Annotated in this window: 32 protein-coding genes and 2 pseudogenes; 32 read left to right on the top strand and 2 right to left on the bottom strand. The window is 59.2% G+C overall.

Going from position 1 to position 22,421, the window contains the following annotated elements:
* The 32 genes and pseudogenes from Q8O80_RS12110 to rplQ form a co-directional block, all read left to right on the top strand.
* A pseudogene (locus Q8O80_RS12110) lies at positions 1-2,233 on the top strand (DNA-directed RNA polymerase subunit beta'); the annotation flags it as partial.
* 429 nt (positions 2,234-2,662) lie between these two features.
* On the top strand, positions 2,663-3,034 hold the full coding sequence (gene rpsL / locus Q8O80_RS12105; RefSeq protein WP_046136734.1) for a 30S ribosomal protein S12: 372 nt from the start codon (positions 2,663-2,665) through the stop codon (positions 3,032-3,034).
* Positions 3,035-3,048: 14 nt separating this feature from the next.
* Positions 3,049-3,519, top strand: a complete 471-nt coding sequence (rpsG, locus tag Q8O80_RS12100) for a 30S ribosomal protein S7 (RefSeq protein ID WP_305579703.1) — start codon at positions 3,049-3,051, stop codon at positions 3,517-3,519.
* A 12-nt stretch (positions 3,520-3,531) separates the two neighbouring features.
* Positions 3,532-5,622 (top strand): elongation factor G, encoded by a 2,091-nt coding sequence (gene fusA / locus Q8O80_RS12095; RefSeq protein ID WP_305579702.1) that lies wholly within the window; start codon positions 3,532-3,534, stop codon positions 5,620-5,622.
* A gap of 54 nt (positions 5,623-5,676) precedes the next feature.
* Positions 5,677-6,867, top strand: a complete 1,191-nt coding sequence (tuf, locus tag Q8O80_RS12090) for an elongation factor Tu (protein WP_305579701.1) — start codon at positions 5,677-5,679, stop codon at positions 6,865-6,867.
* 68 nt (positions 6,868-6,935) lie between these two features.
* Positions 6,936-7,244, top strand: a complete 309-nt coding sequence (rpsJ, locus tag Q8O80_RS12085; RefSeq protein ID WP_046136738.1) for a 30S ribosomal protein S10 — start codon at positions 6,936-6,938, stop codon at positions 7,242-7,244.
* Between the two features lie 84 nt (positions 7,245-7,328).
* The gene (rplC, locus tag Q8O80_RS12080; protein WP_305579700.1) at positions 7,329-8,030 is read left to right on the top strand and encodes a 50S ribosomal protein L3; all 702 of its coding nucleotides are present in this window, start codon (positions 7,329-7,331) and stop codon (positions 8,028-8,030) included.
* Positions 8,031-8,651, top strand: coding sequence for a 50S ribosomal protein L4 (gene rplD, locus Q8O80_RS12075; RefSeq protein ID WP_305579699.1), 621 nt, complete (start codon positions 8,031-8,033; stop codon positions 8,649-8,651).
* Entirely contained in the window at positions 8,648-8,941 is a 294-nt protein-coding gene (locus Q8O80_RS12070) for a 50S ribosomal protein L23 (protein ID WP_305579698.1), read from the top strand. The genes rplD and Q8O80_RS12070 overlap by 4 nt, the downstream gene beginning before the upstream one ends.
* A gap of 16 nt (positions 8,942-8,957) precedes the next feature.
* Complete coding sequence (rplB, locus tag Q8O80_RS12065) at positions 8,958-9,797, top strand: 50S ribosomal protein L2 (protein WP_305579697.1); 840 nt, start codon at positions 8,958-8,960, stop codon at positions 9,795-9,797.
* A 3-nt stretch (positions 9,798-9,800) separates the two neighbouring features.
* Positions 9,801-10,079: a 30S ribosomal protein S19 gene (gene rpsS / locus Q8O80_RS12060; protein ID WP_193335634.1), complete on the top strand. Its 279-nt coding sequence runs from the start codon at positions 9,801-9,803 to the stop codon at positions 10,077-10,079.
* A gap of 1 nt (position 10,080) precedes the next feature.
* Complete coding sequence (rplV, locus tag Q8O80_RS12055) at positions 10,081-10,461, top strand: 50S ribosomal protein L22 (RefSeq protein WP_193335635.1); 381 nt, start codon at positions 10,081-10,083, stop codon at positions 10,459-10,461.
* Positions 10,461-11,195: a 30S ribosomal protein S3 gene (gene rpsC, locus Q8O80_RS12050; RefSeq protein WP_305579696.1), complete on the top strand. Its 735-nt coding sequence runs from the start codon at positions 10,461-10,463 to the stop codon at positions 11,193-11,195. The genes rplV and rpsC overlap by 1 nt, the downstream gene beginning before the upstream one ends.
* 15 nt (positions 11,196-11,210) lie before the next feature.
* Positions 11,211-11,624 (top strand): 50S ribosomal protein L16, encoded by a 414-nt coding sequence (gene rplP / locus Q8O80_RS12045; protein ID WP_305579695.1) that lies wholly within the window; start codon positions 11,211-11,213, stop codon positions 11,622-11,624.
* A gap of 12 nt (positions 11,625-11,636) precedes the next feature.
* The gene (rpmC, locus tag Q8O80_RS12040) at positions 11,637-11,831 is read left to right on the top strand and encodes a 50S ribosomal protein L29 (RefSeq protein WP_305579694.1); all 195 of its coding nucleotides are present in this window, start codon (positions 11,637-11,639) and stop codon (positions 11,829-11,831) included.
* Positions 11,832-11,843: 12 nt separating this feature from the next.
* The gene (gene rpsQ, locus Q8O80_RS12035; protein ID WP_305579693.1) at positions 11,844-12,095 is read left to right on the top strand and encodes a 30S ribosomal protein S17; all 252 of its coding nucleotides are present in this window, start codon (positions 11,844-11,846) and stop codon (positions 12,093-12,095) included.
* Between the two features lie 63 nt (positions 12,096-12,158).
* Positions 12,159-12,527 (top strand): 50S ribosomal protein L14, encoded by a 369-nt coding sequence (gene rplN, locus Q8O80_RS12030; protein WP_035102635.1) that lies wholly within the window; start codon positions 12,159-12,161, stop codon positions 12,525-12,527.
* On the top strand, positions 12,527-12,838 hold the full coding sequence (gene rplX, locus Q8O80_RS12025) for a 50S ribosomal protein L24 (protein ID WP_305579692.1): 312 nt from the start codon (positions 12,527-12,529) through the stop codon (positions 12,836-12,838). Before rplN ends, rplX begins: the two co-directional genes overlap by 1 nt.
* Positions 12,831-13,388: a 50S ribosomal protein L5 gene (rplE, locus tag Q8O80_RS12020; protein ID WP_305579691.1), complete on the top strand. Its 558-nt coding sequence runs from the start codon at positions 12,831-12,833 to the stop codon at positions 13,386-13,388. Before rplX ends, rplE begins: the two co-directional genes overlap by 8 nt.
* A 30-nt stretch (positions 13,389-13,418) precedes the next feature.
* A complete protein-coding gene (gene rpsN / locus Q8O80_RS12015) occupies positions 13,419-13,724 on the top strand; it encodes a 30S ribosomal protein S14 (RefSeq protein ID WP_305579690.1) in 306 nt (101 codons plus the stop codon).
* 12 nt (positions 13,725-13,736) lie between these two features.
* Entirely contained in the window at positions 13,737-14,135 is a 399-nt protein-coding gene (gene rpsH / locus Q8O80_RS12010) for a 30S ribosomal protein S8 (RefSeq protein ID WP_193335642.1), read from the top strand.
* 39 nt (positions 14,136-14,174) lie between these two features.
* A complete protein-coding gene (rplF, locus tag Q8O80_RS12005) occupies positions 14,175-14,708 on the top strand; it encodes a 50S ribosomal protein L6 (RefSeq protein WP_305579689.1) in 534 nt (177 codons plus the stop codon).
* A 12-nt stretch (positions 14,709-14,720) separates the two neighbouring features.
* Entirely contained in the window at positions 14,721-15,083 is a 363-nt protein-coding gene (gene rplR, locus Q8O80_RS12000; RefSeq protein WP_305579688.1) for a 50S ribosomal protein L18, read from the top strand.
* Between the two features lie 22 nt (positions 15,084-15,105).
* Positions 15,106-15,636, top strand: coding sequence for a 30S ribosomal protein S5 (gene rpsE / locus Q8O80_RS11995; protein ID WP_193335645.1), 531 nt, complete (start codon positions 15,106-15,108; stop codon positions 15,634-15,636).
* A gap of 12 nt (positions 15,637-15,648) precedes the next feature.
* On the top strand, positions 15,649-15,837 hold the full coding sequence (gene rpmD, locus Q8O80_RS11990; RefSeq protein WP_193335646.1) for a 50S ribosomal protein L30: 189 nt from the start codon (positions 15,649-15,651) through the stop codon (positions 15,835-15,837).
* 17 nt (positions 15,838-15,854) lie between these two features.
* On the top strand, positions 15,855-16,355 hold the full coding sequence (gene rplO, locus Q8O80_RS11985) for a 50S ribosomal protein L15 (RefSeq protein ID WP_305579687.1): 501 nt from the start codon (positions 15,855-15,857) through the stop codon (positions 16,353-16,355).
* Positions 16,356-16,487: 132 nt separating this feature from the next.
* A complete protein-coding gene (gene secY / locus Q8O80_RS11980) occupies positions 16,488-17,825 on the top strand; it encodes a preprotein translocase subunit SecY (RefSeq protein WP_305579686.1) in 1,338 nt (445 codons plus the stop codon).
* Positions 17,822-18,391, top strand: coding sequence for an adenylate kinase (locus tag Q8O80_RS11975; protein ID WP_305579685.1), 570 nt, complete (start codon positions 17,822-17,824; stop codon positions 18,389-18,391). Before secY ends, Q8O80_RS11975 begins: the two co-directional genes overlap by 4 nt.
* Positions 18,392-18,567: 176 nt before the next feature.
* Positions 18,568-18,936, top strand: a complete 369-nt coding sequence (gene rpsM / locus Q8O80_RS11970; protein WP_305579684.1) for a 30S ribosomal protein S13 — start codon at positions 18,568-18,570, stop codon at positions 18,934-18,936.
* A gap of 84 nt (positions 18,937-19,020) precedes the next feature.
* Positions 19,021-19,413 carry a 30S ribosomal protein S11 gene (gene rpsK, locus Q8O80_RS11965; protein ID WP_212657704.1) on the top strand — a complete coding sequence of 131 codons (393 nt, stop codon included), beginning with the start codon at positions 19,021-19,023 and terminating at the stop codon, positions 19,411-19,413.
* 115 nt (positions 19,414-19,528) lie between these two features.
* Positions 19,529-20,536, top strand: coding sequence for a DNA-directed RNA polymerase subunit alpha (locus Q8O80_RS11960; RefSeq protein ID WP_305579704.1), 1,008 nt, complete (start codon positions 19,529-19,531; stop codon positions 20,534-20,536).
* A gap of 32 nt (positions 20,537-20,568) precedes the next feature.
* Positions 20,569-20,994, top strand: coding sequence for a 50S ribosomal protein L17 (gene rplQ / locus Q8O80_RS11955; protein ID WP_305579683.1), 426 nt, complete (start codon positions 20,569-20,571; stop codon positions 20,992-20,994).
* Between the two features lie 59 nt (positions 20,995-21,053).
* Here the strand turns inward: rplQ and Q8O80_RS11950 are convergent, their stop codons facing one another.
* Positions 21,054-21,593, bottom strand: a complete 540-nt coding sequence (locus Q8O80_RS11950) for an AAA family ATPase (RefSeq protein ID WP_305579682.1) — start codon at positions 21,591-21,593, stop codon at positions 21,054-21,056.
* Positions 21,594-21,668: 75 nt separating this feature from the next.
* Positions 21,669-22,421, bottom strand: a pseudogene (locus Q8O80_RS11945) (hypothetical protein); the annotation flags it as partial.

The following is a 22,421-nucleotide window of genomic DNA, read 5'->3' as shown; positions in this document are numbered from 1 at the left end:
CAAGTACACCATCGTGGAAGCGGCGCGTAAGCAGGTCGAAGAGTTCGAGCAGCAGTACAATGACGGCCTGATCACTCAGGGCGAAAAGTACAACAAGGTCGTCGACGCCTGGGCCAAGTGTGGCGACAAGGTTGCCGAAGAGATGATGGACGCGATCCGCACCGTGCAGATCGATGAGGAGACCGGTCGTCAGAAGCCGATCAACTCGGTCTATATGATGAGCCATTCTGGCGCCCGTGGTTCACCGGCCCAGATGAAGCAGCTTGCCGGCATGCGCGGCCTGATGGCCCGTCCAGACGGCTCGATCATCGAGACTCCGATCACGGCCAACTTCAAGGAAGGCCTCAACGTTCTCGAGTACTTCAACTCCACCCACGGTGCCCGTAAGGGCCTGGCGGATACGGCGTTGAAGACGGCGAACTCGGGTTACCTGACCCGTCGTCTGGTTGACGTGGCGCAGGACGCGATCATCGTGTCGACCGATTGCGGCACCGAGCGTGGCCTGACCATGGAACCCATCGTGGATTCAGGCCAGGTTGTGGCTTCCATCGGCCAGCGTGTGCTGGGCCGTACGGCTGCCGACGATATCTTCCATCCGTTGACTGGCGATCTGATCGCTCCAAAGGGTCATCTGCTGGACGAAAAGGATGTCGACGTCATCGAAGAGGCCCGGATCCAGTCGATCCGTATCCGTTCGCCACTGACCTGCGACATGCGCCAGGGCACCTGCGCGGCCTGCTATGGTCGTGACCTTGCACGCGGTACGCCGGTGAACATGGGTGAAGCTGTGGGCGTTATCGCCGCGCAGTCGATCGGTGAACCCGGTACCCAGCTGACCATGCGTACGTTCCATATTGGTGGTACGGCACAGGTGGTTGACTCCTCGTTCCTGGAGTCCGGCGCTGAAGGCACCATTGCCATCCGCAATCCGAATGTCGTCAAGGTCGAAGGCAACAAGCTGGTCGTCATGGCCCGCAACGTTTCGCTGGCTGTGCTTGACGCAGACGGCAAGGAACGCTCCACCCACAAGGTGGCCTATGGTGCCAAGCTGCTGGTCAAGGAAGGTGATGCGGTTCGCCGTGGTCAGCGCCTGGCCGAATGGGACCCCTCCACCCGTCCGATCCTGGCCGAAGTCGAGGGCGAAGTGGTGTTTGAAGACCTGCTTGATGGCACCTCGGTTGCGGAAAACACCGACGAAGCAACCGGCTTCACCAAGCGTGTGGTGATCGACTGGCGCACCAATCCACGGGGTGACGGTCTCAAGCCGGCCCTGGCCATTGCGCGTGATGGAGCGGTGCTCAAGGTGGAGCGGGGCGGTGACGCCCGCTACCTGCTCTCGGTTGATGCGGTTATTGCCGCCGAGCCCGGCGAGAAGGTGTCGCCAGGCGACGTGCTGGCGCGAATTCCACTGGAAAGCGCCAAGACCAAGGACATCACGGGCGGTCTGCCGCGCGTGGCCGAATTGTTCGAGGCCCGTCGTCCCAAGGATCACGCCATCATCGCCGAGATCGATGGCACCATCCGCTTTGGCCGCGACTACAAGAACAAGCGTCGCATCGTCATCGAGCCTCATGAAGAGGGTGCTGATCCGGTCGAGTATCTGATCCCCAAGGGCAAGCCGTTCCATCTGCAGGAAGGCGACGCCATTGAAAAGGGTGAGTACATCCTCGACGGCAACCCGGCGCCGCACGACATTCTGGCCATCAAGGGCGTGGAAGAGCTTGCTCGTTACCTCGTCAATGAGATCCAGGAGGTCTATCGTCTGCAGGGCGTGATGATCAACGACAAGCACATCGAGGTGATCGTTCGCCAGATGCTGCAGAAGGTCGAGATCGTGAACCCAGGTGACTCCGGTCTGCTCAAGGATGAGCAGCTCGACAAGCTGGACTTTGACGAGCTCAACGACGCGCTGGTCGCTGATGGCAAGAAGCCGGCAACGGCCAATCCGGTCCTGCTGGGCATTACCAAGGCGTCGCTGCAGACCCGCTCGTTCGTGTCGGCCGCTTCGTTCCAGGAAACCACCCGCGTGCTCACCGAGGCTGCAGTGTCCGGCAAGGCCGATCTGCTCGAAGGTCTCAAGGAGAACGTGATCGTTGGTCGCCTGATCCCGGCGGGTACAGGTGCCGGCATCTCCGCGGCCAAGCTGATCGCGACCAAGCGCGATGATCTGATCCTGGACGAACGTCGCCGTCAGGCCAGCACGCCCAAGATTGCTGCGCCTGCCGCCGAATAGGCGACAGACACATCACAATATGAGGGAAGGGGGCCGGGAGGCTCCCTTTTCTTTTGGATGTGGGGCAGGGCCGGTGCGAGGATATCGCGGCACTATCGGGCTGCCATTGCCACCTCGTGCATAGGTGCCACCTCGATATTTCACGAAAGAATCCTTGACGCGCAGCAGAGTCGGTTCTAAACAGCGCCTACCTAAGCGGTCGGTCGTGAATGTCACACCGGGTTCCTGCCATCTTGTGCGGGCATCCAGGACACTCAAACACACTGTCGGGTAACTAGACGAAGCAAATCCTTGTGCGCATGACTGCCCGCTTTCGTGGGTGGTCCGCTGCAATTAAGGCGCCGCCGTTCCCTTGAGGGGGTCGGATGAGCGCCGTTTTGGTTTGGTTGGTCTAGACCGCAATGAATTTTGGACGATGGAAAGAGCGAAATGCCCACCATTAATCAGCTGATCCGCAAGCCACGCGCCAGCAAGCCAAAGCGGAACAAGGTTCCGGCGATGGAAGCAAATCCGCAGAAGCGCGGCGTTTGTTCTCGTGTGTATACGACGACCCCGAAGAAGCCGAACTCGGCACTGCGCAAGGTCGCCAAGGTTCGTTTGACGAACTCACGCGAAGTGATTTCGTACATCCCGGGCGAAGGCCACAACCTTCAGGAGCACTCCGTGGTCCTGATCCGTGGCGGTCGCGTTCGCGACCTTCCCGGCGTTCGTTATCACGTGCTCCGCGGTGTCCTTGACACGCAGAGCGTCAAGGATCGCAAGCAGCGCCGTTCGAAGTACGGCGCGAAGCGTCCGAAGTAAGGAGATATTGAGCTATGTCCCGTCGCCACCGCGCAGAGAAGCGTGACGTTATTCCGGACGCTAAGTTCGGCGATCTCGTCCTTACCAAGTTTATGAACTCGCTCATGAAGGACGGCAAGAAGTCGTCCGCCGAAAGCATCGTTTACGGTGCCTTCGACATTGTCGAGGCCAAGGTCAAGCAGGATCCCATCGAGGTGTTCCACACGGCCCTGGAAAACATCCGCCCGTCGGTTGAAGTGCGTTCGCGCCGCGTTGGCGGTGCTACGTACCAGGTTCCGGTTGAAGTTCGTGCTGACCGTCAGCAGGCTTTGGCCATCCGCTGGCTGATCGACTCCGCCCGCAAGCGCGGTGAGAACACCATGCGTGAGCGCCTTTCCGGCGAACTCATGGATGCCCTCAATGGTCGTGGTCAGGCCGTCAAAAAGCGTGAAGATACGCACCGTATGGCTGACGCCAACCGTGCCTTCTCGCACTACCGCTGGTAGTAGGAGCGCCCCATGGCACGCGAATATCCCATTAGCCTATATCGTAACTTCGGCATCATGGCTCACATTGATGCTGGCAAGACGACCACGACAGAGCGCATTCTGTACTACACCGGCAAGTCCCATAAGATCGGCGAAGTCCATGACGGCGCCGCGACCATGGATTGGATGGAGCAGGAGCAGGAACGCGGCATCACGATCACGTCGGCTGCCACGACCACGTTCTGGAAGGACCGTAACGGTACCCAGCACCGCTTCAATATCATCGACACCCCCGGCCACGTTGACTTCACCATTGAAGTTGAACGCTCGCTGCGCGTGCTCGATGGTGCCGTCGCGCTGCTCGATGCCAATGCCGGCGTAGAGCCCCAGACGGAAACCGTCTGGCGCCAGGCCGACAAGTACCATGTTCCGCGTCTGATCTTTGTGAACAAGATGGACAAGATCGGTGCTGATTTCTATCGCTGCGTCGAGATGGTCGGCACGCGCCTCGGCGCCAAGGCCGTTCCCGTTCAGCTGCCGATCGGCGCCGAGACCGAATTCAAGGGCGTCGTCGATCTGATCGAGATGAACGCCATTGTTTGGCGCAATGAAGAGCTGGGTGCTCAGTGGGATATCGTCGAGATCCCGGACGACCTCAAGGACGCTGCGGTGAAGTATCGCGAGCAGATGATTGAGGCTGCTGTCGAGCTCGATGACGACGCCATGGAAGCCTATCTCAATGGCGACCTGCCGAACAACGAGACCATCCGCCGGCTGCTGCGTCGGGGCGTGATCGACGCAAAGTTCTTCCTGGTTTTTGCGGGCTCCGCCTTCAAGAACAAGGGCGTTCAGCCGCTGCTCGATGGCGTTATCGACTTCCTGCCGTCGCCGCACGACGTTCCTGCTATCCAGGGCATCGATGCCAAGACCGAAGCACCGATCGAGCGTCACGCTGACGATAGCGAGCCGCTGTCGATGCTGGCGTTCAAGATCGCCAACGACCCGCACATGGGTTCGCTGACCTTCTGCCGCATCTATTCGGGTCACGTCGAGCAGGGCGCGATGCTGGAAAACACGGTCAAGGAAAAGCGCGAACGCGTTGGCCGCATGTTCCAGATGCACGCCAACAGCCGTGAGCAGATCACTGAAGCCTTTGCTGGCGACATCGTGGCCATCGTGGGTCTCAAGGACACCACGACGGGTGACACCCTGTGCGCACAGAATGCTCAGGTGATCCTGGAACGCATGATCTTCCCAGAGCCGGTGATCGACATTTCGGTGGAGCCAAAGTCCAAGGCTGACCAGGAAAAGATGGGCCTCGCGCTCAATCGTCTGGCCGCTGAAGATCCAAGCTTCCGCGTCAAGACCGATGAAGAATCCGGCCAGACCATCATTTCGGGCATGGGCGAGCTTCATCTCGACATTCTCGTTGACCGTATGCGTCGCGAGTTCAAGGTCGAAGCCAATATCGGTCAGCCGCAGGTGGCTTACCGCGAGACGATCACGCGTGCTGCCGATGTGGACTATACCCACAAGAAGCAGTCGGGTGGTTCGGGCCAGTTCGCTCGCGTCAAGCTCTCGATTGAGCCGGGCGAAGTGGGCAAGGGCCTCGAGTTCGTGAACGCGGTCGTCGGTGGTTCCGTGCCCAAGGAATATATTCCAGGCGTGGAAAAGGGCGTGAAGTCGGTTATGGCTTCCGGTCCGCTGATCGGGTTCCCGATTGTCGATATCAAGGTGACGCTGACTGAAGGCGCCTACCATGACGTTGACTCCTCGGTTCTGGCCTTTGAAATTGCTGGTCGTGCTGGCTTCAATGAAGCCATCCGCAAGGCATCGCCAAAGATCCTTGAGCCGATCATGAAGGTTGAAGTTGTCACGCCAGACGACTACATGGGCGACGTTATCGGTGATCTCAATTCACGACGTGGTCAGATCCAGGGCACAGAGAGCCGTGGTGTCCTCCAGGTTGTGGATGCCTTTGTCCCGCTCGCGAACATGTTTGGTTATGTGAACACGCTGCGCTCGATGAGCCAGGGTCGTGCACAGTACTCGATGACGTTCGATCACTACGAGCAGGTTCCGCAGGCAGTCGCCGACGAAGTCCAGGCCAAATACGCCTAACCAATAACTCAACTCAACGGTTGGCCTATTGGCTAACGAATACGGAGAATATCGATGGGCAAGGAAAAGTTTTCCCGCAATAAGCCTCACTGCAACATCGGCACTATCGGTCACGTTGACCATGGCAAGACCTCGCTGACTGCAGCGATCACCAAGGTTCTGGCCGAGTCCGGCGGCGCCAACTTCAAGGACTACGCGTCGATTGACAGCGCACCTGAAGAGAAGGCACGCGGCATCACCATCAACACCTCGCACGTCGAGTACGAGACGGCTAACCGTCACTATGCTCACGTCGATTGCCCAGGCCACGCTGACTATGTGAAGAACATGATCACCGGTGCTGCCCAGATGGACGGCGCGATCCTGGTCGTGTCTGCTGCCGACGGCCCGATGCCCCAGACCCGCGAGCACATCCTGCTGGCACGTCAGGTTGGCGTTCCCGCTCTGGTGGTGTTCCTGAACAAGTGCGACATGGTCGACGATCCGGAACTGCTCGAGCTCGTTGAGCTGGAAGTTCGCGAATTGCTGTCGTCCTACGAATTCCCGGGCGACGATATTCCGGTCATCAAGGGTTCGGCTCTTGCCGCTCTCGAAGATTCCGACAAGAAGCTCGGCCATGACGCCGTTCTCGAGCTGATGGCTGCCGTGGATGCTTACATCCCACAGCCAGAGCGTCCCGTTGACCTGCCGTTCCTGCTGCCGATCGAAGACGTGTTCTCGATCTCGGGTCGTGGTACGGTGGTGACCGGTCGCGTTGAGCGCGGCATCGTCAAGGTCGGTGAAGAAGTCGAGATCGTCGGCATCAAGCCAACCCAGAAGACCACCGTTACCGGTGTCGAAATGTTCCGCAAGCTGCTCGACTCGGGCCAGGCTGGCGACAACGTTGGTGCACTGATCCGCGGTATCGATCGTACTCAGGTTGAGCGCGGTCAGGTTCTCTGCAAGCCCGGTTCCGTGACCCCGCACACCGACTTCGTTGCTGAGGCCTATATCCTCACCAAGGAAGAAGGCGGTCGTCATACCCCGTTCTTCGGCAACTACCGTCCCCAGTTCTACTTCCGTACCACGGACGTGACGGGCATCGTGACCCTGCCAGAAGGCACGGAAATGGTTATGCCAGGTGACAACATCAACATGAACGTTCAGCTGATCGTTCCGATCGCCATGGAAGAAAAGCTCCGCTTTGCTATCCGTGAAGGTGGCCGCACCGTTGGCGCCGGCGTGGTCGCAAAGATCCTGAAGTAAGCCTTATTGAGACATTCGCGGCGCGCGATTAATGCGCGCCGCGATCCATTTTCGTCAGGATTTACAAGATGAACGGTCAGAATATTCGCATTCGCCTCAAGGCGTTTGACCATCGCGTTCTCGACGCCTCCACGCGCGAGATCGTTTCGACGGCCAAGCGTACAGGCGCGCAGGTTCGCGGTCCCATTCCGCTGCCGACGCGAATCGAGAAATTTACCGTGAACCGCTCGCCCCATATCGATAAGAAGGCGCGTGAGCAGTTCGAGATTCGGACACACAAGCGTCTTCTGGACATTGTGGACCCGACGCCTCAGACGGTTGATGCACTGATGAAGCTTGATCTCGCCGCCGGCGTTGACGTCGAAATCAAGCTCTAAGTCGAAGAGTTTTCCGCGCGTATCAGATAAAGGGTCCTCTGAAACCATGACCCGGTACTGCGCCAAGAGAGAAGGTAATAACCGATGCGTTCTGGATTGATCGCACAGAAGCTGGGCATGACCCGCATTTTTGCTGAGGACGGCTCGCACGTCCCGGTGACTGTGCTGAGTCTGCAGAACTGCCAGGTGGTGGGCCAGCGGACGGCTGACAAGGACGGGTATGTGGCTTTGCAGCTGGGCGCAGGCCTGGCCAAGGCAAAGAACACGAGCAAGGCTGAGCGCGGCATTTTTGCCGTTGCCAAGGTCGAGCCCAAGCGCCACGTCGCGGAATTCCGCGTTGACGAAGCCAACCTCATTGAGGTCGGTGCTACGTTGCAGGCAGACCATTTCGTCGAAGGCCAGCTGGTTGACGTGACCGGCACTTCGATTGGTAAGGGCTTTGCCGGCGGCATGAAGCGCTGGAACTTCGGCGGCCTGCGGGCTTCGCATGGTGTGTCCGTTTCGCACCGTTCGATCGGTTCTACCGGTGGTCGTCAGGACCCAGGTAAGACCTTCAAGGGCAAGAAGATGCCGGGCCACATGGGCGATCGTCGCATCACCACGCAGAACGTCAAGGTCGTCAAGACCGACAACGAGCGCGGGCTGATCATGATCCAGGGTTCGGTTCCAGGCTCCAAGGGTGCTTGGATCATGATCAAGGACGCGGTGAAGAAGCCGGCTCCACAGGGCGCTGCTTTCCCGGGCTCGTTCAAAGCCGCCGCTGAAGTTGCGGGGGAAGGTAACTAAATGGAACTCAAGGTCACAACCCTCGACGGCAAGGCCGCTGGCAATATCCAGCTCGCCGACGACGTCTTCGGTCTGGAAGTCCGCCAGGACATTCTGCACCGCATGGTTCGCTACCAGCAGCTCAAGGCGATGGCCGGCACGCACGATGTGAAAAATCGTTCGGAAGGCGTTCTCACGGGCAAGAAATTCGGCAAGCAGAAGGGTGGCGGCGGTGCCCGTCACGGCGATCGCAAGGCTCCCCAGTTCCGTGGTGGTGGTCGTGCATTCGGCCCGACCCCGCGCAGCCACGCCATCGACCTTCCCAAGAAGGTCCGGGCGCTGGCGCTGAAGCACGCTCTGTCGTCCAAGATCAAGTCCGGTTCGCTGGTCGTTGTTGACAGCGTGTCCAGCAAAGACGGCAAGACCGCTGGTCTGCTCGCCACCTTCGGCAAGCTGGCCTGGACGAACGCGCTGATCATTGACGGGGCAGTTGTCGACCAGAACTTTGTTCTGGCCGCTCGCAACATCCCGCATATCGACGTCTTGCCAGTGCAGGGGATCAACGTTGTGTCGATCCTCAAGCGCGACAAGCTCGTCCTGACCAAGGCAGCGCTGGAAGCGCTGGAAGCGAGGTTCGCATGAACAAGCTGAGCGCTTATGACATCGTCCGGAACCCTGTCGTGACTGAAAAGTCGACGATGGCCTCCGAACATAACCAGGTCGTTTTCGACGTGGCGATTGATGCCAGCAAGACCGATATCAAGACTGCCGTCGAGCAGCTGTTTTCGGTCAAGGTCAAGGCAGTGAACACCCTGGTCCGCAAGGGCAAGGTGAAGCGCTTCCGCGGCAAGGTTGGCACGCGCAACGACGTCAAGAAGGCGATCGTGACCCTCGTCGACGGCCAGTCGATCGACATTTCGACCGGCCTGTAAGGGAAGAGACAGAAAAATGGCTCTTAAAAGCTACAATCCTACGTCCCCCGGCCGCCGTCAGCTCGTGACGACCGACCGTTCAGATCTTTGGAAGGGCAAGCCCGTCAAGGTTCTGACCGAAGGTCTTTCCAAGTCTGGTGGTCGTAACAATCGCGGACGCATTACTGCCTTCCATCGGGGTGGCGGTCACAAGCGCACCTATCGTTTGATCGATTTCAAGCGTGTCAAATTTGACATGGTCGGGACGATTGAGCGCCTGGAATATGATCCCAACCGTACGGCTTGGATCGCTCTGGTGAAGTACGAGGACGGCGAACTCGCCTATATCGTGGCACCACAGCGCCTCGGCGCCGGTGACAAGGTGATCTCGTCGGCCGGCACGGTTGACGTGAAGCCAGGCAATGCCATGCCGCTCGAGAACATGCCGGTCGGTACGATCGTGCACAATATCGAGCTCAAGCCCCGCAAGGGTGCCCAGGTTGCCCGTTCTGCTGGTGCTTATGCCCAGTATGTCGGTCGCGATCAGGGTTGGGCGATCCTTCGTCTGAAGTCTGGTGAACAGCGCCGCGTGCATGGCTCCTGCCTTGCCACTGTTGGCTCGGTTTCGAACCAGGATCACTCGAACACCTCGCTCGGCAAGGCCGGTCGCTCGCGTTGGCTCGGCCGCAAGCCAGTCAACCGTGGTGTGACCATGAACCCTGTCGACCATCCACATGGTGGTGGTGAAGGCCGTACTTCGGGTGGCCGTCATCCGGTTACGCCTTGGGGCAAGCCGACAAAGGGCAAGCGCACCCGCAGCAATAAGGCAACGGACCAGTTCATCGTTCGTAGCCGTCACGTTAGGAAGGGCAGGTAAGCCATGACCCGTTCAATCTGGAAGGGGCCGTTTGTCGACGGCTACATGCTCAAGAAGGCCGAAAAGGCCCTCGCGTCTGGTCGCAACGATGTGATCAAGATCTGGAGCCGCCGTTCGACCATCCTGCCACAATTCGTTGGCGTCACGTTTGGCGTTCACAATGGCCAGAAGCACGTTCCGGTCAACGTCACTGAAGACATGATCGGCCACAAGTTCGGCGAGTTTGCACCGACCCGTACGTATTACGGTCACGCTGCCGACAAGAAGGCCAAGAGGAAGTAAGATGGGCAAGCCAAAAACTGAGCGCGCTCTCAAGGACAACGAGGCTAAGGCTGTTCTGCGCATGTTGCGCATCAGCCCTCAGAAGCTGAACCTCGTCGCGCAGTTGATCCGTGGCAAGAAAGTCGAGAAGGCCCTGGCCGATCTCGAATTCAGCCACAAGCGCATCTCCGGTCAGGTCAAGAAGGTGCTGGAAAGCGCCATCGCGAACGCCGAGAACAACCATGGTCTCGACACCGACGCTCTCGTCGTTGCTGAAGCTTTTGTTGGTAATTCGCTGGTAATGAAGCGCTTCACTGCTCGCGGTCGTGGCCGTTCTTCGCAGATCCAGAAGCCATTCGCGCATCTGACGATCGTCGTCCGGCAAGTTGAGGAGGCCGCATAATGGGTCAGAAGATCAATCCAATCGGCTTTCGCCTTGGTATCAATCGCACCTGGGATAGCCGCTGGTACGCCAACAAGGGCGAGTACGGCTCGCTGTTGCAGGAAGACCTGAAGATCCGCGCGATGCTGCTGGAAGACCTCAAGGCTGCAGCAGTCTCCAAGATCGTCATCGAGCGTCCGCACCGCAAGTGCCGCGTGTCGATCCACACCGCCCGTCCGGGCATCGTGATCGGCAAGAAGGGCGCAGACATCGACAAGATCCGCGCCAAGGTGAAGAAGTTTACCGACAGCGAAGTGCACATCAACATCGTTGAAGTGCGCAAGCCGGAAACCGATGCGACACTGGTTGCCCAGGGCATTGCCCAGCAGCTGGAACGCCGTGTGGCTTTCCGTCGCGCCATGAAGCGTGCGGTGCAGACGTCGATCCGTATGGGTGCCGGTGGTATCCGCGTCAATGTGGGTGGCCGTCTGGGTGGCGCCGACATCGCTCGTACCGAATGGTACCGCGAAGGTCGCGTGCCGCTGCACACGCTGCGCGCCGACATCGATTACGGTACTGCTGAAGCAAAGACGACTTACGGTATCATCGGTATCAAGGTCTGGATCTTTAAGGGCGAAGTCCTTGAGCATGATCCGACTGCGCATGAGCGTCGCGCTACCGAAGGTAACACCGAAGGTGGTCAGCGTAGTGAACGTGGTCCGCGCCCTGAGCGTGGCGACCGCGAACGCGCATAAGAAGGTTAGTTCATTATGCTGCAACCTAAGAAGACCAAGTTCCGCAAGGCCCACAAGGGTCGTATCCATGGCGTAGCCAAGGGCGGTACCACGCTGGCATTTGGCCAGTATGCCTTGAAGGCCACCGAGCCTGAGCGCGTTACCGCTCGCCAGATCGAAGCGGCTCGCCGCGCGATCACCCGCGAGATGAAGCGCCAGGGCCGTGTGTGGATCCGGATTTTTCCGGATGTGCCGGTGTCCAAGAAGCCGACCGAAGTGCGTATGGGTAAGGGCAAGGGTTCTGTTGAATTCTGGGCCGCCCGCGTCAAGCCCGGTCGTATTGTATTCGAGATCGACGGCGTCCCCGAGGACGTTGCCAAGGAAGCGCTGCGCCTCGGTGCAATGAAGCTCCCGATCATGACGCGGGTTGTTACCCGCATTGCCGACTAAGGACGAAGAGCCATGAAAGCCAGTGATGTGCGGAGCAAGACCGCAGACGAACTGAAGGATCAGCTCGTCGGCCTGAAGAAAGAACAGTTCAATCTGCGTTTCCAGCGTGCTACCCAGCAGCTGGAAAAGCCGACCGAGGTCAAGAAGGTTCGCCGTAATATCGCGCGGATCAAGACGATCTTGGCCGAAAAGAACGCAGCGAAGTAAGGAGCCGCGACCATGCCAAAGCGCGTATTGCAGGGGACTGTAGTCTCCGACGCCAATGATAAGACGGTCGTGGTGCGCGTCGAGCGCCGTTTCACGCACCCGGTTATGAAGAAGACCGTGCGTCGGTCGAAGAAGTATCAGGCTCATGATGAGGCCAATCTGGCCAAAATCGGCCAGATCGTTCAGATCGAGGAATGTGCGCCGATTTCCAAGAACAAGCGCTGGACGCTTGTTACGGACACCGCGTCGGCTCCCTCCGCGTAAGTTTAGATTTCAAGGTCGACGAGCCGGGGACGGCGGGTCGATTTAACAAGAAGGCATCCAGTCATGATTCAGATGCAATCAAATCTCGACGTCGCGGATAATTCCGGCGCTCGTCGCGTCATGTGCATCAAGGTGCTGGGCGGCTCGCATCGCAAATACGCCTCGGTCGGCGACATCATTGTCGTTTCGGTCAAGGACGCTATTCCGCGCGGCCGCGTAAAAAAGGGTCAGGTCATGAAGGCCGTGGTGGTTCGCACCGCGTTCGACATTCGCCGCCCTGATGGCACGGTGATCCGTTTCGACAAGAACGCCGCGGTTCTGATCAATAATCAGAAAGAGCCGATCGGCACCCGTATCTTCGGACCAGTTCCGCGCGAGCTTCGCGCCAAGAACCACATGAAGATCATTTCGCTCGCACCCGAGGTGCTGTAATGGCTGCCAAGATCAAGAAGGGCGATAAGGTCGTCGTCCTGACTGGCAAGGACAAAGGCAAATCTGGCCAGGTCCTGTCGGTTATCCCGACCGAAACGAAGGCGCTGGTGCAGGGTATCAACCTTGTTCGTCGCCACACCAAGCAGACCGCGTCGACCGATGCCGGCATCTTCACCAAGGAAGCGCCAATTCATCTGTCGAACCTCGCGATCGCCGACAAGGATGGCAAGCCCAGCCGCGTCGGTTTTCAGATCAAGGACGGCGTGAAGACACGCGTCGCAAAGTCGACCGGAGACTCGATCGATGGCTGAGACCGCTTACAAGCCGCGTCTTCGGACCGAATACGACACCACAATCAAGGCTGCACTGCTTGAGCAGTTTGGCTACAAGAACGCGATGCAGCTGCCCCGCCTGGACAAGATTGTCCTGAACATCGGCGTCGGTGAAGCTGTCAACGACACCAAGAAGGTGAAGTCGGCTGCTGCCGAGATGGAAAAGATCGCCGGCCAGAAGCCAGTGATCACCTATGCTCGCAAGTCGATCGCCGGCTTCAAGGTGCGTGAAGACATGCCGATTGGCGTGAAGGTCACCCTGCGCAAGACTCGCATGTATGAGTTTCTTGACCGCCTGGTGAACATCGCACTGCCGCGTGTTCGCGACTTCCGCGGGCTCAACCCCAATTCGTTTGATGGCCATGGCAACTACGCCCTGGGCATCAAGGAGCACATCATTTTCCCCGAAATCAACTACGATCAGATCGATCAGGTTTGGGGCATGGACATCGTGATCGCCACGACGGCCAAGACTGATGATGAAGCGCGTGCGCTGCTCAAGGCATTCAACTTCCCCTTCCGTACGTAAGCGGATAGGGAAGGGAAAAAGGACCAGGACATGGCAAAGACCAGCTCCACAGTTAAGAACGACAAGCGTCGCGCTCTCGTTAAGCAGTATGCCGCCAAGCGCGCTGCTCTGAAGCTAGCGACCAAGGATCAGTCGATCCCACCCGATGAGCGTTTCGCAGCGCAGCTCAAGCTTGCTGAACTGCCACGCAATTCGGCGAAGGTTCGTGTACGCAACCGTTGCGAAGTCTCGGGTCGTCCCCGTGGCTTCTATCGCAAGCTGAAGTTGAGCCGTATTGCTCTGCGTCAGCTGGGCAACCTGGGCATGATCCCGGGCCTCGTGAAGTCGAGCTGGTAAGGAGCACCGAAAATGAGCTTTTCCGATCCAATCGGCGACATGCTGACCCGCATCCGCAACGCCCAGATGCGTCGCAAGAATTCCGTTTCGACACCGGCCTCGACCCTTCGCGGTCGCGTGCTGGATGTGCTCCAGTCCGAGGGTTTCATCCGGGGCTATTCGGAGACCAAGTTCGAGAACGGTGCAGCCGAATACGAAATCGAGCTGAAATACTCGGATAACGAATCCGTTATCCGCACGATTGAACGCGTTTCGCGTCCTGGCCGTCGGGTGTATGCCTCGGTCAAGAATATTCCTCAGGTTGCCAATGGCCTGGGTGTTTCGATCCTCTCCACCCCCAAGGGTGTGATGGCCGATCACGAAGCCAAGGCAGCCAATGTTGGTGGCGAGGTACTCTGCCGCGTCTTCTAGGAGACGTGGTAAGACGATTACTCAAAGGTAGAAGTTAGAATGTCACGTACTGGCAAACAACCGGTTGCACCGGTAAGCGGCGTTACGGTTACGATCGATGGTCGTAATGTAAGCGTCAAGGGCCCGAAGGGCGAGATGAGCATTGTGCTCATGGATGTCGTGAATGCCGAGAATGGCGCCGATGGCGTCGTTGTTACGCCGGCCAACGACACGCGCTTTGCGCGCGCCGCCTGGGGCACCACCCGTGCACTGATCCAGAACATGGTCACCGGTGTTTCTGCGGGCTTCGAAAAGAAGCTGGCGATCCAGGGCGTTGGTTATCGCGCTTCCATGCAGGGCAAGGATGTCAAGCTGTTGCTTGGTTTCAGCCATGAAGTGGTCTACGAGACCCCCAAGGGAATCACGATCGCTGTCCCCGCGCCGACGGAAATCGTCATCAGTGGAATTGACAAGCAGGCCGTGGGTCAGGTTGCGGCCGAGATCCGCGCATGGCGCAAGCCAGAGCCCTACAAGGGCAAGGGCGTTCGCTATGCTGGCGAGTACGTCTTCCGCAAAGAAGGCAAGAAGAAGTAAGGAGCGCCTGCAATGGCTATCAGTGCAAAAGGTGCGGAACGCCGCAAGGCTCGTGTCCGCAAGGCGCTCAAGGCTCGTGCCTTCGGTCGTCCCCGTCTCAGCGTTTTCCGCTCGGACAAGAATATCTACGCTCAGATCATCGACGACACGACAGGCCGTACACTGGCCGCCGCGTCGACGCTCGACAAGGACGTCAAGTCCACTGTCAAGAACGGTGCTACTGCCGCCGCCGCTGCAACGATTGGCAAGCTGATCGCCGAGCGCGGTACCAAGGCTGGCATTGGTGAAGTGATCTTTGATCGTGGTGCATACATCTATCATGGCCGTGTGAAGGCCCTTGCAGACGCTGCCCGTGAGGGCGGCCTGCAGTTCTAGAACACGGCGAGGAAAGAGAATTATGAGAGACGTTCAAGAACGCGACAGCGAATTCGTCGATCGCCTGGTCCACATCAACCGTGTGGCTAAAGTGGTCAAGGGCGGCCGTCGTTTCGGTTTCGCAGCGCTCGTGGTGGTCGGTGACCAGAAGGGCCGCGTTGGCTTTGGTCACGGCAAGGCCCGCGAAGTGCCAGAAGCCATCCGCAAGGCAACCGAAGCCGCCAAGCGCACCATGATCCGCGTGCCGCTGCGCGATGCGCGTACGCTGCACCATGACGTGCAGGGTCGCCACGGCGCCGGCAAGGTCATTCTGCGTGCGGCCGAGCCAGGTACCGGCATCATTGCCGGTGGTCCGATGCGTGCTGTGTTCGAAACGCTTGGTATCAACGATATCGTTGCCAAGTCGCAGGGCACTGCCAATCCGTACAACATGGTGCGGGCTACCTTTGATGCGCTCAAGCGCGTCGACAGCCCTCGCTCGGTTGCTTCCCGCCGTGGCCTCAAGGTTTCGGAACTGCAGGCTCGCCGCGGCGAGACCGCGGTCGAAGCTTGATAGGAGAGTATCATGGCTGAGAAGAAAACCCTTATCGTCAAGCAGATCGGTTCGCCGATCCGTCGTGACAAGGTGCAGCGTGCGACCCTGATCGGTCTCGGGCTCAACAAGATGAACAAGCAGCGCGAGCTGCTCGACACGCCTGAAGTGCGCGGCATGATCAACAAGCTGCCGCACCTCGTACGCGTCGTCGGCGAGTAAGAGAGAAGGTCTGACTGATGACCCGTTTGAACGAACTTCGCGACAATGCAGGGGCCAACAAGGTCCGGATGCGCATTGGTCGCGGCATCGGCTCCGGCAAGGGCAAGACCGGCGGTCGTGGCGGCAAGGGCCAGACGGCGCGCTCCGGCGTGGCGATCAATGGCTTTGAAGGCGGTCAGATGCCGCTTCACATGCGTATGCCAAAGCGTGGCTTCAACGCTTTCAATCCCAAGGATTGGAATGAAGTGCGCATTGACCGCGTGCAGGCCTATATCGATTCCGGCAAGCTCGATGCCAAGGCCGTGATCGACGCTGACGCGTTGATCGCTGCGCGGGTGATCCGTCGCGCCAAGGACGGCGTCCGTCTCATCGGTTCGGCTGGCCTGACTGCCAAGAAGGTTACCTTCAAGGTGAATTACGCGACCAAGGGCGCGCTGGCTGCTGTTGAAGCTGCTGGTGGCAAGGTCGACGTGATCGAGGCTAAGGCGCCTTGGAAGAAGACGCCATACGCCGGTTAATTATCGGCATGGCGCACCCGGCCGGGTGGTCGGGTGCGCCTTTTTTTGGTTTGTTGCGCTCCGGACGGGCCAGTGGTCGCAGTCCTGAAGCGTTCCGAGCGCACCTGGCCTTGAAGCCATAGGGAGCGATACATGGCGTCCGCAGCCGAACAGCTGGCACGTAATCTCAGTTTTTCGACCTTTTCCAAGGCGAAAGCCCTGCAGCAGCGCATCTGGTTCACACTGGGCGCGCTGCTTGTCTATCGACTGGGCACATTTATTCCGGTTCCGGGCATCGATCCCGACGCATTTGCCGCGTCCTTTGCGCAGTCGTCGCAGGGCATACTGGGCATGTTCAACATGTTCGCCGGTGGTGCTGTCGAGCGGATGGCGATCTTTGCGCTGAACCTGATCCCCTATATTACCGCATCGATCGTGGTGCAGGTGATGACAACGGCCTCGCCGCGTCTGGAAGCTCTCAAGAAAGAGGGTGAATCTGGTCGTCGCAAGATGAACCAGTACACGCGCTATCTGACCGTGCTGTTCTGCGCGGTGCAGGCCTATGGCGTTGCCGTCGGCCTCGAGGCCAGCCAGGGCGTTGTGCTCAATCCCGGTTGGTTCTTCCGCATCTCGACAGTGATCACCCTGGTGGGTGGCACGATGTTCCTGATGTGGGTGGGTGAACAGATCACCTCGCGTGGCGTGGGCAATGGCATTTCGCTGATCATCTTTGCCGGCATCGTCGCCAATCTGCCCTCGACGGTGGTGCAGACCCTGGAGCTGAGCCGGACCGGTGCATTGCCGCCGCTGGCCGCCTTTGGCGTGCTGGTGCTGGCCCTGGTCGTGATTGCTGCCATCGTGTTCTTTGAACGCGCCCAGCGTCGCCTGCTGATCCAGTATCCCAAGCGCCAGGTCGGCAACAAGATGTTCCAGGGGGACACCTCGCATCTGCCGCTCAAGCTGAACACGGCGGGTGTTATCCCGGTGATCTTTGGCTCCTCGCTGCTGCTGTTGCCGGCAACCATCGCGTCGTTCGTGGCGCAGGGTGATGCCCCGCAATGGTTGCAGGTGGTCACGGCGCTGCTGGGCCGTGGACAGCCGCTCTATCTGGCGCTGTTCGCCTTCTTCATCATCTTCTTTGCCTTTTTCTATACCGCTATTGTGTTTAATCCGACGGAGACGGCGGACAATCTCAAGCGCTCAGGCGGCTTCATTCCGGGCATGCGCCCGGGTGAGCGGACGGCCCAGCACATCGACTATGTGTTGACCCGCATTACGGTGGTGGGGGCGCTCTACCTGACGGTGGTGGCCCTGATCCCGGAAGTGCTGTTCAGTCAGCTCGCGGTCAGCCAGTTCATCGGCGGTACATCGCTGCTGATCATGGTGACGGTGACCCTTGATACAGTCAGCCAGGTCCAGAGCCATCTGGTTGCCCAGCAATATGAGGGGCTGGTCAAAAAGTCCCGTCTTGGAGGAGGCAAGCGTCGATGAGACTGATACTGCTCGGACCACCCGGAGCGGGGAAGGGGACTCAGGCCAAGATCCTGGTCGAGGCCTACAATATCCCCCAGCTATCCACTGGTGACATCCTGCGCTCGGCGATTGCGGCCAAGACCCCGCTGGGGCTCGAGGCCAAGGTAATAATGGATCGTGGTGATCTGGTCAGTGATGCCGTTGTCAACGGCATCGTCTCGGAGCGTCTGGACGCAGCCGATTGCAAAGCCGGTTTCATTCTTGATGGCTTCCCGCGCACCATTGCGCAGGCCGAAGCGCTGGACACCATGCTGATCGACAAGGGGATCAAGCTTGATGCCGTTGTCGAGATCAAAGCCGATGCAGACGAGCTGGTACGCCGTGTTATACAGCGCGCCACGGAGTCGGGCGGTGCCCGGGCCGACGACACCGAGGAAGTGCTGCGCAAGCGCCTCGACGTCTACCAGGAGCAGACGGCACCGCTGGTGGCCTACTATACCGGGAAGGGCCTGCTGCAGGCCGTTGACGGTATGGCACCGGTTGATCAGGTGACGGCAGCCATCAAGGCTGCGATTGCTCACTAAAGTTTGGGCTTGACTTGGCGGTTGACTCCGCGGAATCGAGCCCTTAAAGAACCGCTTCAGTCTCATGGATTATTGGGCTGGATTCGGTTCTCCAGAATGTTGGGGGTCGAATTCCGGTCCCTTGTTGTTTAATGGCGCCAGCCGTGACGGTTCGCGCTGAATGAAGGAGAGCAGACGTGGCTCGTATTGCTGGCGTCAATATCCCGACGAACAAGCGCGTTGTCATCGCGTTGCAGTATATCCATGGGATCGGCGATAAGTTCGCCCTGGATATTTGCACCAAGGTTGGCATTCCGGTTGAGCGTCGTGTGAACGAACTTACCGACGCGGAAGTCATCCAGATCCGCGAAGCAATCGACCGCGACTATGTCGTGGAAGGTGATCTTCGCCGTAACGTTGCCATGAACATCAAGCGTTTGATGGATCTGGGCAACTATCGTGGCCTGCGTCATCGTCGTGGTCTGCCCGTTCGCGGTCAGCGCACCCACACCAATGCCCGCACCCGCAAGGGTCCGGCCAAGGCGATCGCCGGCAAGAAGAAGTAAGAACCCGGTTTCCCGGGTTCTTCGATGTAGCTGCCGGGGCAAGCTAAGGCTAACGGCAGCGCTGATATCGAATAGAGGAACTAGATGGCTAAGTCTGAGACAACGCGCGTCAAGCGCAAGGAACGCAAGAATATCACTTCGGGCGTTGCCCATGTGAACGCTTCGTTCAACAACACCATGATCACCATTGCCGACATGCAGGGTAACACGATTTCGTGGTCCTCTTCAGGCGTGATGGGTTTCAAGGGGAGCCGCAAGTCGACCCCTTATGCAGCCCAGGTTGCTGCTGAAGATGCGGCCAAGAAGGCCCAGGAACACGGCATGAAGACCCTTGAGGTCGAAGTGCGCGGTCCCGGTTCGGGCCGTGAATCGGCGCTTCGTGCGCTGCAGGCTGCAGGCTTCAATGTCACTTCGATCCGTGACGTTACGTCGATCCCGCACAATGGCTGCCGCCCGCGCAAGCGGCGCCGCGTCTAATTTAGACCGTTTAGAGAGCTCCCGGCCGCAAATTGCCGGGAGTCTTATTGCGTTTGCGGCGGAGCGGCTCGGGCTGGAGCCGCGATTTTGAAAGGACATAACCGTGACGATCCAGATGAACTGGCAAGAACTGATCAAGCCGACCAAGCTGGAGATTGTTTCGGGCAGCGACAACGCGCGCGTGGCCTCGGTAGTTGCCGAGCCGCTTGAGCGCGGTTACGGGCTTACCCTTGGTAATGCCCTGCGTCGTGTGCTGCTGTCGTCGCTTCAGGGCGCGGCAGTCACAGCAATCCAGATTGACGGCATCCTGCATGAATTCTCCTCGCTTCCAGGCGTGCGTGAAGATATTACCGACCTTGTGCTGAACGTGAAGGAAATCGCGTTCAACATGGGTGGTGAAGGGCCCAAGCGCCTTGCACTGTCCAGGCAGGGTCCGGGAGCCGTTACGGCTGGTGACATCAAGGTCACCGGTGACATCGAAGTGCTTAACCCTGAGTTGGTGATCTGCCATCTCGATGATGGCGCCGAGATCAATATCGAGTTCACCGTCGACACCGGCAAGGGTTACGTTGCCGCTGACAAGAACCGTCCCGAAGATGCACCGATCGGCTTTATTCCGGTCGACTCGCTGTTTTCGCCAGTTCGTCGCGTGAGCTACAAGGTCGATGCTACCCGTGCCGGTGAAAGCCTGGACAAGGACAAGCTGACCCTGCAGATCGAAACCAATGGCGCCGTGTCGCCGGAAGATGCCCTGGCTTATGCCGCGCGCATTCTCCAGGACCAGCTGTCGGTATTCGTGAACTTTGAAGAGCCCAGCAAGGAAAAGGCTCAGGATTCGGTTCCTGAACTCGCCTTCAACCCGGCGCTGCTCAAGAAGGTTGACGAGCTTGAGCTGTCGGTTCGTTCGGCCAATTGCCTCAAGAACGACAACATTGTTTACATCGGCGATCTGATCCAGAAGACAGAGGCCGAGATGCTGCGGACGCCAAACTTCGGCCGCAAGTCGCTCAATGAAATCAAGGAAGTCCTGGCACAGATGGGGCTTCATCTCGGAATGGACGTTGCCAACTGGCCACCCGAGAATATCGATGACCTCGCCAAGCGCTATGAAGATCACTATTGATCCCGCGCTGCCAAGCACTTTAGGAGACCACCATGCGCCACGGTAATTCAGGTCGCAAACTCAACCGGACTGCCAGCCACCGCAAGGCAATGTTCGCCAATATGTCGGCCGCGCTGATCAAGCACGAGCAGATCGTCACCACGCTTCCCAAGGCCAAGGAACTGCGTCCGATCGTCGAGAAGCTGATCACCCTGGGCAAGCGCGGCGATCTGCACGCTCGCCGCCAGGCGATCGCTCAGATGCGCGATGAGGGCCAGGTTGCCAAGCTCTTCGCCGTGCTTGGCCCGCGCTACAAGGAACGCCAGGGCGGCTATATCCGCATCATGAAGGCTGGTTTCCGTTTTGGCGACAACGCCCCACTGGCCGTGATCGAGTTTGTCGATCGCGACGTTAATGCCAAGGGCCTCGATAGCGGTCCCGTACAGGCCCGCGAGGACGACGAGTACGAAGCAGCGTAAGCTTCAATCTCTCGCAGAATTTGCAGTACGGTCGCGGCTCACGCCGCGGCCGTCTTGTTTTAGCGATGCAAGTCCCACGTCCGATAGAGCGTCTTGAGCTCCACCATTGAGCGGCAGGAGACGCTTGGCAGCTGGGCCTGTGCCACCAGCGCCCGATAGCGTGCCCCGTTATGCCGGGAGCCGAATGCCACCCAGTGAATCATCGACCATTTGATGCTGTCCCGCTGCCCTTCCAGGGCACCGGGTCGATGGCGTTCGAACAACGTCCGGCGGAAATAGCGCATGAGGCGGAGCCAGTGATTTTCGTCGAGCACGATGGCGCCGGTGGCGCGGGCCAGGCGTTCGGAGGTCAGCGCGCTGTAGTTGCCATCCATTACCCAGGCCGGACCGTCAATGGCCGCTCGCTGCAGCTCATGGAACTCGTCCTTGGGCCGGGGTACCCAGTCGGTATTGGGGGTGTGGTGCAGCTGATCCAGATGCACTGCCGGTATGGCGAGCTTGCGTGCCAACGCCTCGGCGAGCGTTGATTTGCCTGAATTGGACGGACCGAAGATGACGATACGATTGCCCAGCGCGGTGAGCGGCGGAATGTCCATCATGGTCGCTCCCCCTGTAGTGGACAAAAAAGCCACCCCGCGTGCGGGGTGGCTGATTTCGAAGCGCTGTTGCGCGGCTTATTCCGGCTGCTGGTCCTTGCCGGTATAGATCTCGTCGACCCAGAACTGATCACGGCGATCAAAGCCGTTGAACGGGGTGAGCGAGGCCTGGGTGTAGGCCCCCATCAGGCCGAACTCGATCCAGTCGTCCTCGTCGATGTCGGCGGGCAGGGTGAAGACCTGGGGCAGCACGTCATAGCTGTCGCAGGTCGGGCCCCAGATGGTGAAATCGGAGAATACCTGGTCATTGTCATGCACGCGGGCGCCGCGCCAGACGCGGACCGGCGGGGTGAAGTGCATGAATTTGACTTCCATCAGGCTGCCATAGGCGCCGTCATTGACATAGACCGACTGGCCGCCGCGCTGGTGCTTGACGCGCAGCAGCAGGGAGGTGGACGAGGTCACCAGCGCGCGGCCAGGCTCGATGATCAGCTCGGGCTTGCGCTTTTCGCCGAAGTGATCGTTGACTGCGGTGCTGATGGTCTCGAAGTAATAGTCCATCGGCGGGGCTTCGCTGGTCGGGTAGGGGGCCGGATAGCCGCCGCCGATATTGAGGCGCTTCAGTTCAATGCCCGACTCCTCGACAATGCGGGCGGCCGCGGCAATGTGGCGCTCATAGGCATAGGCGTCTTCGCACTGGCTGCCGACATGGAAGCACAGGCTGGGCGTATAGCCCATCTGCTCGACCATGGTGACGATCTCGGCGGCGCCCTGTTCCATGACGCCGAACTTGATGCCGAAATCATAGGATTTCAGCGCCTTGCCGGCCTT

The organism is Devosia sp., assembly GCF_030689745.1.
In the GTDB taxonomy this organism is placed as follows: Bacteria; Pseudomonadota; Alphaproteobacteria; order Rhizobiales; family Devosiaceae; genus Devosia; species Devosia alba.
This window is presented reverse-complemented; position numbering and strand designations above follow the sequence as displayed.